At 66.4% G+C, this 8,993-nt stretch carries 7 protein-coding genes; all 7 read left to right on the forward strand.

Going from position 1 to position 8,993, the window contains the following annotated elements; genetic code table 11:
• The first annotated feature begins 4 nt into the window (after positions 1-4).
• Positions 5-3,583, forward strand: a complete 3,579-nt coding sequence (smc, locus tag B5G43_RS05060) for a chromosome segregation protein SMC (protein ID WP_087259380.1) — start codon at positions 5-7, stop codon at positions 3,581-3,583.
• A gap of 29 nt (positions 3,584-3,612) precedes the next feature.
• A complete protein-coding gene (gene ftsY, locus B5G43_RS05065) occupies positions 3,613-4,521 on the forward strand; it encodes a signal recognition particle-docking protein FtsY (protein WP_087259381.1) in 909 nt (302 codons plus the stop codon).
• Between the two features lie 31 nt (positions 4,522-4,552).
• Entirely contained in the window at positions 4,553-5,275 is a 723-nt protein-coding gene (gene rph, locus B5G43_RS05070; RefSeq protein ID WP_087259382.1) for a ribonuclease PH, read from the forward strand.
• The gene (rdgB, locus tag B5G43_RS05075; protein WP_087259383.1) at positions 5,272-5,871 is read left to right on the forward strand and encodes an RdgB/HAM1 family non-canonical purine NTP pyrophosphatase; all 600 of its coding nucleotides are present in this window, start codon (positions 5,272-5,274) and stop codon (positions 5,869-5,871) included. Before rph ends, rdgB begins: the two co-directional genes overlap by 4 nt.
• Positions 5,872-5,892: 21 nt before the next feature.
• Positions 5,893-6,213 (forward strand): YhbY family RNA-binding protein, encoded by a 321-nt coding sequence (locus tag B5G43_RS05080; RefSeq protein WP_087259384.1) that lies wholly within the window; start codon positions 5,893-5,895, stop codon positions 6,211-6,213.
• A 34-nt stretch (positions 6,214-6,247) separates the two neighbouring features.
• On the forward strand, positions 6,248-7,441 hold the full coding sequence (gene nadD, locus B5G43_RS05085) for a nicotinate (nicotinamide) nucleotide adenylyltransferase (protein WP_087259385.1): 1,194 nt from the start codon (positions 6,248-6,250) through the stop codon (positions 7,439-7,441).
• Positions 7,442-7,453: 12 nt separating this feature from the next.
• A partial coding sequence (locus tag B5G43_RS17965) for an LCP family protein (RefSeq protein ID WP_158097357.1) occupies positions 7,454-8,993 on the forward strand: 1,540 nt, incomplete at its 3' end.

The following is an 8,993-nucleotide window of genomic DNA, read 5'->3' on the forward strand; positions in this document are numbered from 1 at the left end:
CGAGGTGTCCAATTTGCATTTAAAAGCGCTCGAGATCCAGGGATTCAAGTCTTTTCCAGATAAAACAGTTTTAACCTTTGGCGAGGCCATCACCGCCATTGTGGGCCCCAACGGCTCGGGCAAGTCCAACCTGTCCGACGCCATCCGCTGGGTCATGGGGGAGCAGTCCACCCGGGCCCTCCGGGGCGGCAAGATGGAGGACGTCATCTTCGGCGGCACCGAGAAGCGCCGCCAGGTGGGCTTTGCCGAGGTGAGCCTCATCCTGGACAACAGCGACGGGGCCCTCCACATCGAAGAGCCGGAGGTCATGGTCACCCGCCGCTACTACCGCTCGGGGGAGAGCGAATACTATATCAACCGCCGCTCGGTCCGCCTGCGGGACGTGAACGAGCTCTTTATGGACACCGGCCTGGGCCGGGAGGGCTACTCCATCATCGGCCAGGGCAAGATCGACGAGATTTTGTCGGTGAAGAGCGCCGACCGCCGGGAGGTCTTTGAGGAGGCCGCCGGCATCTCCCGCTTCCGCCACCGGAAGGAGGAGGCCGAGCGCAAGCTGGAGCGCACCGAGGAGAATCTGGTGCGCATCGGCGACAAGATCGATGAGCTGGAGCTCCAGGTGGAGCCCCTGCGCCACCAGGCCGAGAAGGCGAAAAAATTCCTCCTTCTGCGGGACGAGCTGCGGGGGCTGGAGATCTCCCTGTGGCTGGAGCAGCTGGACAAGCTCCGCGCCGCCATGGTGAAGGCCTCCACCGACTGCGAGCAGACCGCCCGCCAGCGGGAGGAGGTCCGGCAGAAGCTGGAGGCCCTCTACGCCGCGTCGGAGGAGATTTCCACCCAGATGCGGGAGAAGGACCTGGAGGCGGAGAACATCCGCTTCACCGTCATGCAGCGCCAGACCGACGCCAACGAGGTGGAGAGCGCCGTGGCGGTGCTCAAGAGCAACATCCAGAACAACCTGGACAACACCCAGCGCATCCGGCAGGAGCTGGAGCAGCGGGGGGACCGCGCCCAGGCCCTCTCTGCCCAGATCGGGGAGCGGAAGGACCGGGTGGAGGCCATCCGCGCCGAGCAGGCCGCCCAGCGCGCCGCCCTTGCCCAGCGGGAGGAGGAGCGGAAAGAGCTGGACCGCCAGGCGGGGGCTCTGGCCGGAGAGCTGGAGGAATTAAGGAAGAAGGAACAGCTGGACACCGCCTCCGCCGGTGAGGCCAAGGAGCTGCTGTCCGCGCTGGCCGCCGCCGCCCAGGAGCTGCTGGACCGGGACGGCGCGGTGCGCCGGGCCCTCAGCGACGGGGAGGAGACCCTGTCCGCCCTGGAGGGGGAGGCCAAGGAGGCCGAGACTGCCCTCCGCGAGGCCAAGGAGGAGCGGGAAAACCTCCAGAACGTCATCCAGGGCTACACCCTCCGGGTCCAGAGCCGGGAGAAGAAGGCCCGGGCCGCCGAGGAGGAGCACATGCGCCTCCAGGTGGAGGAGAAGTCCCTCCAGTCCCGCATTCACATGCTCAGCGAGATGGAAAAGCTCTACGAGGGCTATTCCAAGGCGGTGCGCCTGGTGATGAACGAGGCCGAGCGGGACCGCCTCCGGGGGCTCCACGGGCCGGTGGCGGGGCTCATCCGGGTGCCCGACCGTTGCGCCGTGGCCATCGAGATCGCCCTGGGCGGCGCCATGCAGCACATCGTCACCCAGCGGGAGGAGGACGCTAAGGCCGCCATCGGCTGGCTCAAGCGCCGGGACGCGGGCCGGTGTACCTTCCTGCCTCTGGACGCCATCCGACCCGCCCAGTTCCGGGAGCGGGGCGTGGAGCGGGAGCCGGGCTTCGTGGGGCTGGGGGATACCCTGGTCACCTGCGAGGAACAGTATCGGAACGTCCTCTCCTATCTGCTGGGGCGGACGGTCATCGCCGAGGACCTGGACGCCGCCGTGGCTATGGCCCGGAAGTACGGCCACCGCTTCAAGATCGTCACCCTGGACGGACAGGTCCTGAACCCCGGCGGCTCCATGACCGGCGGCTCAGTGAGCCGCTCGGCGGGCATCCTCAGCCGGGCCAACGAGCTGGAGCGGCTGCAGGAGCAGTCCGCGGGGCTGAAAGTACGGCTGGAGGAGGCCCTCCGGGCCCGGTCGGAGGCCGGGCGGGAGGAGGTCGCCGCCCGCTATGAGCTGGAAAACGCCCAGGAAGAGCAGCGCCGCATCCAGGAGCGCATTGCCCAGCTGGAGGAGCGCGTGGGCCAGTACCGCCAGCGTTTGGAGGAGATGCACCGCGCCCGGGACGAGCGGCGGGAGGAGCTGGAACAGCTCAGCCAGCGCTCCGCCCAGACCGAGGCCGACACCCAGAAGGCCCGCGCGCGTATCGAGGAGCTGGAGGGCTCCGCCGCCGCCCTGCGGGCCCAGGCCCAGGGCAAGGAGGAGGGCCAGTCCCACTTCCGGGCCCGGGGCGAGGCGCTGAGCCAGGAGACGGCGGCCATCCGGGCCCGTCTGGACGCCCTGGACGCGGAGCTGGGCTCCAGCCAGCAGGCGCTGGAGCAGCTGGAGGACCTGCGCCGGGACCTGATGGGGGACCGGGAGGCCCAGGCCGCCCTGCTGGCCGAGTACGAGAGCAAGAACCGCGACCTGGAGGGCGAGATCGCCCGAAAGGAGGGGGAGCTGGAGACCATCCGCCGGGAGAACGAGGCCCGGCAGGGGGAGCTCCAGCGCCTGAGCGAGGAGCGCCTTGCCCTGGAGGGGAAGCGCGGCCAGGCCGACAAGGACGCCCGGGAACAGAACGGCGTCCTGCTCCGGCTGGAGCGGGAGGTGTCGGTGCTGGAGCAGCGCCGGGCCGCCCTGGACGGCGAGCAGAAGAGCGTGCTGGACCGGCTCTGGGAGACCTACGCCCTCAGCCACGAGGCCGCCCAGGCCCAGCGCATTCCCCTGGAGAGCACCGCCCAGGCCCAGCGCCGGGTGGCGGAGCTGAAGAAGGGCATCTCCGCCCTGGGCAACATCAACCTGGACGCCATCGAGGAGTTCGAGCGCATCAACGAGCGCTATACCTACCTGGTGGACCAGCGGGATGACGTGGAGAAGGCGAAAAAGGAGCTCACCGGGGTCATCACCGACATCACCGGCGAGATGAAGCGCATCTTCGCCCAGCAGTTCGCCATCCTCAACGAGGCCTTCCAAAAGACCTTCCAGGAGCTCTTCGGCGGCGGACGGGCCGCTCTGGAGCTGGAGGATGAGAGCGACATCCTGAATTGCGGCATCGAGATCCAGGTCCAGCCCCCCGGAAAGGCCCTGAAGGTGCTGTCCCTCCTCTCCGGCGGTGAGAAGGCCTTCGTGGCCATCGCGCTGTACTTCGCCATTCTGAAGGTGCGGCCCACCCCGTTCTGCGTCATGGACGAGATCGAGGCCGCCCTGGACGACGCCAACGTGGTGCGCTTCGCCCACTACATGCGCCAGGTGGCGGACAAGACGCAATTCATCGTCATCACCCACCGCCGGGGCACCATGGAGGAGGCGGACATCCTGTACGGCGTCACCATGCAGGAGCGGGGGGTCAGCCGGATGCTGGCCATCAATCTGAACGACGCGGCGGCAGAGCTGGGCATTGAGTGATGCCGCTGTAAGATAAAGGAGTATCAACAATGGGATTTTTTGACAAGATCAAGGCGGGCCTCACCCGCACCAAGGAGAACATCGCCAGCATCGGCCACTCTTTCGACCAGCTCTTCGTGGGCGAACTGGACGACGACTTCTACGACGAGCTGGAGGAGGCGCTGATCCTCTCCGACATGGGCGTGGAGACCGCCATGAAGGCGGTGGAGGAGCTGCGCAGCCGGGCCAAGAGCCAGAAGATCAAGAACGCCGACGAGGGCCGGGAGTGCCTGCGCACCATCCTCACCGAGTTCCTGGACGTGGGGGACCTGTCCCTCCAGCTCCACACCAAGCCGTCGGTGGCCCTGTTCATCGGCGTGAACGGCGTGGGCAAGACCACCACCATCGGCAAGCTGGCCGCCCGGATGAAGGGGGACGGCAAGCGGGTGCTGATGGCGGCCGCCGACACCTTCCGCGCCGCCGCCGCCGACCAGCTGGAGATCTGGAGCCAGCGCTGCGGGGTGGACATCGTCCGCCAGCACGAGGGCGCCGACCCCGCTGCCGTGGTCTTTGACGCCCTGTCGGCGGCCAAGGCCCGGAACACCGACGTCATCCTGGTGGACACCGCCGGGCGGCTCCACAACAAGCAGAACCTGATGAACGAGCTCAACAAGATCAGCCGCATCCTGGACCGGGAGCTCCCCGACGCCGACCGGGAGACCCTCCTGGTGCTGGACGCCACCACCGGCCAGAACGGCCTCATCCAGGCCAAGCAGTTCCAGGAGGCCGCCGGCATCACCGGCATCGTCCTCACCAAGCTGGACGGCAGCGCCAAGGGCGGCATTGTGATCGCCATCGCCCAGGAGCTGGGCGTGCCGGTGAAGTTCATCGGCGTGGGCGAGGGCATCGACGACCTGATGCCCTTCGAGCCCGCCGAGTTTGTGAAGGCCTTTGTGTAAGAGAAACCAAATCGAAAGGACGGTTTTGACTATGCCTCGTATCGACGGACGCCGCCCGGACCAGCTCCGGCCGGTGGAGATCATTCCCCATGTGAACCAGTTCGCGGAGGGCTCCTGCCTGATCCGCTGCGGCAATACCCAGGTGTTCTGCACCGCCAGCGTGGAGGACCGGGTGCCTCCCCACGTGGCCGAGGGCCACGGCTGGGTGACGGCGGAGTACTCCATGCTCCCCCGGGCCAACCGGGAGCGGAGCAAGCGGGACATCGCCAAACTGAAGCTCTCCCCCCGCTCGGCGGAGATCCAGCGGCTCATCGGCCGCTCCCTCCGGGCGGTGGTGGACATGGAGGCTCTGGGGGAGCGCACCATCACGGTGGACTGCGACGTGCTCCAGGGCGACGGCGGCACCCGCACTGCGTCGGTGACCGGCGGCTTCGTGGCCCTGGCCCTGGCCTGCCGGAAGCTGATGACCCGGGGCGAGCTGACCAAAATGCCCCTCAAGAGCTTTGTGGCGGCGGTGTCCGCCGGCATCGTGGGGGAGGAGCCCCTGCTGGACCTGTGCTATGAGGAGGACTCCTCCGCCCAGGTGGACCTGAACTGCGTCATGGACGGCTCCGGCCGCCTCATCGAGATCCAGGGCACCGGCGAGGGCCGGCCCTTCACCATCGAGGAACAGCGCCGCCTGGTGGACCTGTGCGCCGGCGGCATCGCGGAGCTGCAGAAGCTGCAGCGGGACATTGTGGGGGAGTTAGGATGAAACTGGTACTGGCGAGCAAGAACCCGAAGAAACTCAAGGAGCTGGGGGAGATCCTCTCCGCCCTGGGCGTGGAGGTCCTCAGCGAGGACCAGGCCGGCGTGGACGTGGAGGTGGAGGAGACCGGCACCACCTTTGCCGAGAACGCCAAGCTGAAAGCAGTGGCGGTGATGCAGGCCAGCGGCCTGCCTGCCGTGGCCGACGACTCCGGCCTGTGCGTGGACGCCCTCAACGGCGCGCCGGGCGTGTACTCCGCCCGCTACGGCGGCCCCGGGCTGGACGACGCGGGACGGTACAAACTCCTGCTGGAGAACATGCGGGGACAGCTGGACCGGCGGTGCAAGTTCGTGTCCGCCATCTGCTGCGCCTTCCCCAACGGGGACATCGTGGAGGCCTATGGCGAGTGCCCCGGCACCCTGGCCTACGCCCCCAAGGGGACCGACGGCTTTGGCTACGACCCCATCTTCTTTGTCCCCGAGCAGAAAAAGACCTTCGCCGAGCTGACGGCGGAGGAGAAGAACGCCATCTCCCACCGGGGTCGGGCGCTGGCCCAGTTCCGGGAGAAGCTGGAAGTTTACAAGCAGACCCACAAGGAATAACAAAATAAAGGAGATTTCACATTGGAACTGACGAGCAAGCAGCGGGCCCAGCTTCGGGGCCTGGCCAACGGTATCGACACCATCGTGCAGGTGGGCAAGGACGGCATCGGCGAGAACCTGGTCAAGCAGGTCAACGACGCCCTGGAGGCCCGGGAGCTGGTGAAGGGCCGCGTTCTGGAGAATTCCATGCTCACCCCCCGGGAGGCCGCCGAGGAGCTGGCCGTGAAGGCCCGGGCCGAGGTGGTGCAGGTGATCGGAACCAAATTCGTTCTCTATCGTCAAAGTCATCGGAAGGACCTGAAGGACCCCATCGTTCTGGTAAAGGACCGCAAGCGCGGATAAGGAGCCGGGACACCGGCAGGAAAGGGTGCTGTGCATGAAAATCGGCATTTATGGCGGAACCTTCAATCCCCCCCATCTGGGCCACATGACGGCGGCCCGGTATGCCATGGAGGCGCTGGAGCTGGATGAGCTGCTCTTCATCCCGGCGGCGCTGCCTCCCCACAAGCTGCTGCCCGGCGGGACCCCCGCTCCGGAGGCCCGGGTGGCCATGACCGAAATCCTGGCGGACAACCTCCTGTGCGGCGAGCGGGCCCGGGTCTCCGACCTGGAGCTGCGCCGCGCGGGGAAGAGCTATTCCTCGGACACCATCCTGGAGCTGCGCCGGGAGTATCCCACGGCGGAATTCTGGTTCCTGATGGGCAGCGACATGTTCCTCACCCTCCAGCAGTGGCATGAGCCGGGGAAGCTCCTGGCCCAGACCGGGGTGGCGGCCTTCGCCCGGACCAAGTCCGACCCGGTCACCGCCATGGAGGACCAGGCCCAGCGCCTGCGCAAGACCTACGGCGCCCAGGTGAAGGTGCTCCATCTGCCGGAGGTGGTGGAGATCTCCTCCACCCGGCTGCGCGCCGCCCTGGAGCGGGGAGAGGGGAGCGAGTTCCTCTGTCCCAGCGTCTGGGGCTACATCCTGATGCACCAGCTCTACGGCACCCACGCGGACCTGACCGCCCTGAGCGACCGGGACCTGCGGGCCTGCTCCTACTCCATGGTGAAGGCCAAGCGCCTGCGCCACATCCAGGGGACGGAGGAGGAGGCGGTGCGTCTGGCCCTCCACTGGGGGGCCGACCCGGAGAAGGCCCGCAAGGCGGCCATCCTCCACGACTGTACCAAGTACCTCAGCGGTAAGGAACAGTTGCAATTGTGTGAGAAATATGGTATCGTTTTGGACGACTTGGAGCGCCGGGCGGTGAAGCTGCTCCATTCCAAGACCGGCGCGGCCATCGCAAAGCATGTCTTTGGCATGCCCGACGACATCTATGACGCCATCTTCTGGCATACCACCGGTAAAGCGGATATGACGCTGCTGGAGAAGATTCTCTACACGGCGGACTATATGGAACCCAGCCGGGAGTTTGACGGGGTGGAGCGCCTGCGTGAGCTGGCCTACACCGATCTGGACGCGGCGGTGCTCTTAGGGTGTGATATGAGCATCGCGGACATGGAGGAGCGGCATCAGCCGGTCCACCGCAATACATTGGAGGCCAGGAACTGGCTGCGTGACAGAAAGTGAGCTAAATAGCGAATGGAACCTGATAAGAGAGAACACCGGCGGGGCGGCGCCCGTCTGCGTCAGAGTGGAAGCGAGCGTTCCCCCAAGGTGAAGAAGCCCCGCAAGCGGTGGAAGCAGATGACCGCCCGGGAGCGTGTGCTGCGTGTGCTGATCGTGGCAGCGATCGTGCTGGCCGTGTTGTTTGTGACAGTGGCGGCGGCGACCAAGCTGATCTTCGTCAAGCCCACCATTCCCAACACCCCGTCCCTGCCGGAGAACAGCGCCGAGCAGGACCTGAACATCCCCGGACCCAAGACCAGCGGCGACCGGAAGGAGAACTTCTTCACCTTCCTGGTCATCGGCCGTGACACCGGCGGCGGCGGCAACACCGACACCTTGATGCTGGCCGCCTACGACGTGAATAACCAGAAGCTCAATGTCATGAGCATCCCCCGGGATACCATGGTCAATGTGTCCTGGGATATCAAGAAGATCAACTCCGTGTACAATATGTACGGCGGAGGCGACGAGGGCATCGAGGCCCTGTGCGCCGAGCTGAGCCAGCTGGTGGGCTTCGTGCCCGACTACCAGATCGTGGTGGAGTGGGACGCAGTGGGCGAGCTGGTGGACGCCATCGGCGGCGTCTACTTCGATGTGCCCATCGACATGAACTATGACGATCCCGCGCAGGACCTGCACATCCACATCAGCAAGGGCTATCAGCACCTGGACGGCGAGCAGGCCATGGGCGTGGTGCGCTACCGCCACGACAACATGATCAACGGCAAGATGAAGGGCTACCCCAACGGGGACCTGGGCCGTATCGAGACTCAGCAGGCCTTCCTCACCGCCGTCATCGAGCAGTGTCTCCAGTTCCAGAACATCACCAAGATCAAGGAGCTGGCCCGTATCTTCAATGAAAATGTCACCACCAACCTGTCGGTGAACAACCTCCTGTGGTTCGGCCAGCAGGCGGTGCCGGGCAATGAGAAGGACGGCAGCAAGCTGGACATGGACAATGTCAACTTCGTGACCATGCCCAACGAGGGCGTGTACGTCTGGAGCCGCAGCTATGGCAACAAGCAGTCCTATGTGGTGCCGGTGGCCGATGAGCTGGTGGAGCTGGTGAACGAGAGCTTCAACCCCTATCTGGAAGATCTGACCGATCAGGAGCTGGACATCATGGGCGTGGATGAGAACGGACGCATCTACTCCAGCACCGGCTATCTGGAGGATAAGAAGGCCAACAGCTCCGGTGGCAGCTCTTCTTCCAGCAGCTCCGGAAGCTCCAGCAGTTCCGGCAGTTCCAGCAGCTCGGGGAACTCCGGCAGCTCCAGCAAGCCCAGCAGCACCCCCAAGCCCAGCGCGGAGCCGGTGGAGACGCCTGTCGTCAGCACCGCGCCCAGTGAGAACCCCGCCACCAGCACCGAGCCCAACGAGACGCCGTCCGGCGGCTCCACGGAGCCCAGCAGTGAGCCCACGCCGGACACCCCGGTGACCGAGCCCACCACGGCGCCCACGGCGGCACCCACTACCGCGCCCCCCCCCCCCCCCCCCCCCCCCCCCCCCCCGG

The organism is Flavonifractor sp. An92 (genome assembly GCF_002159175.1).
In the GTDB taxonomy this organism is placed as follows: Bacteria; Bacillota; Clostridia; order Oscillospirales; family Oscillospiraceae; genus Pseudoflavonifractor_A.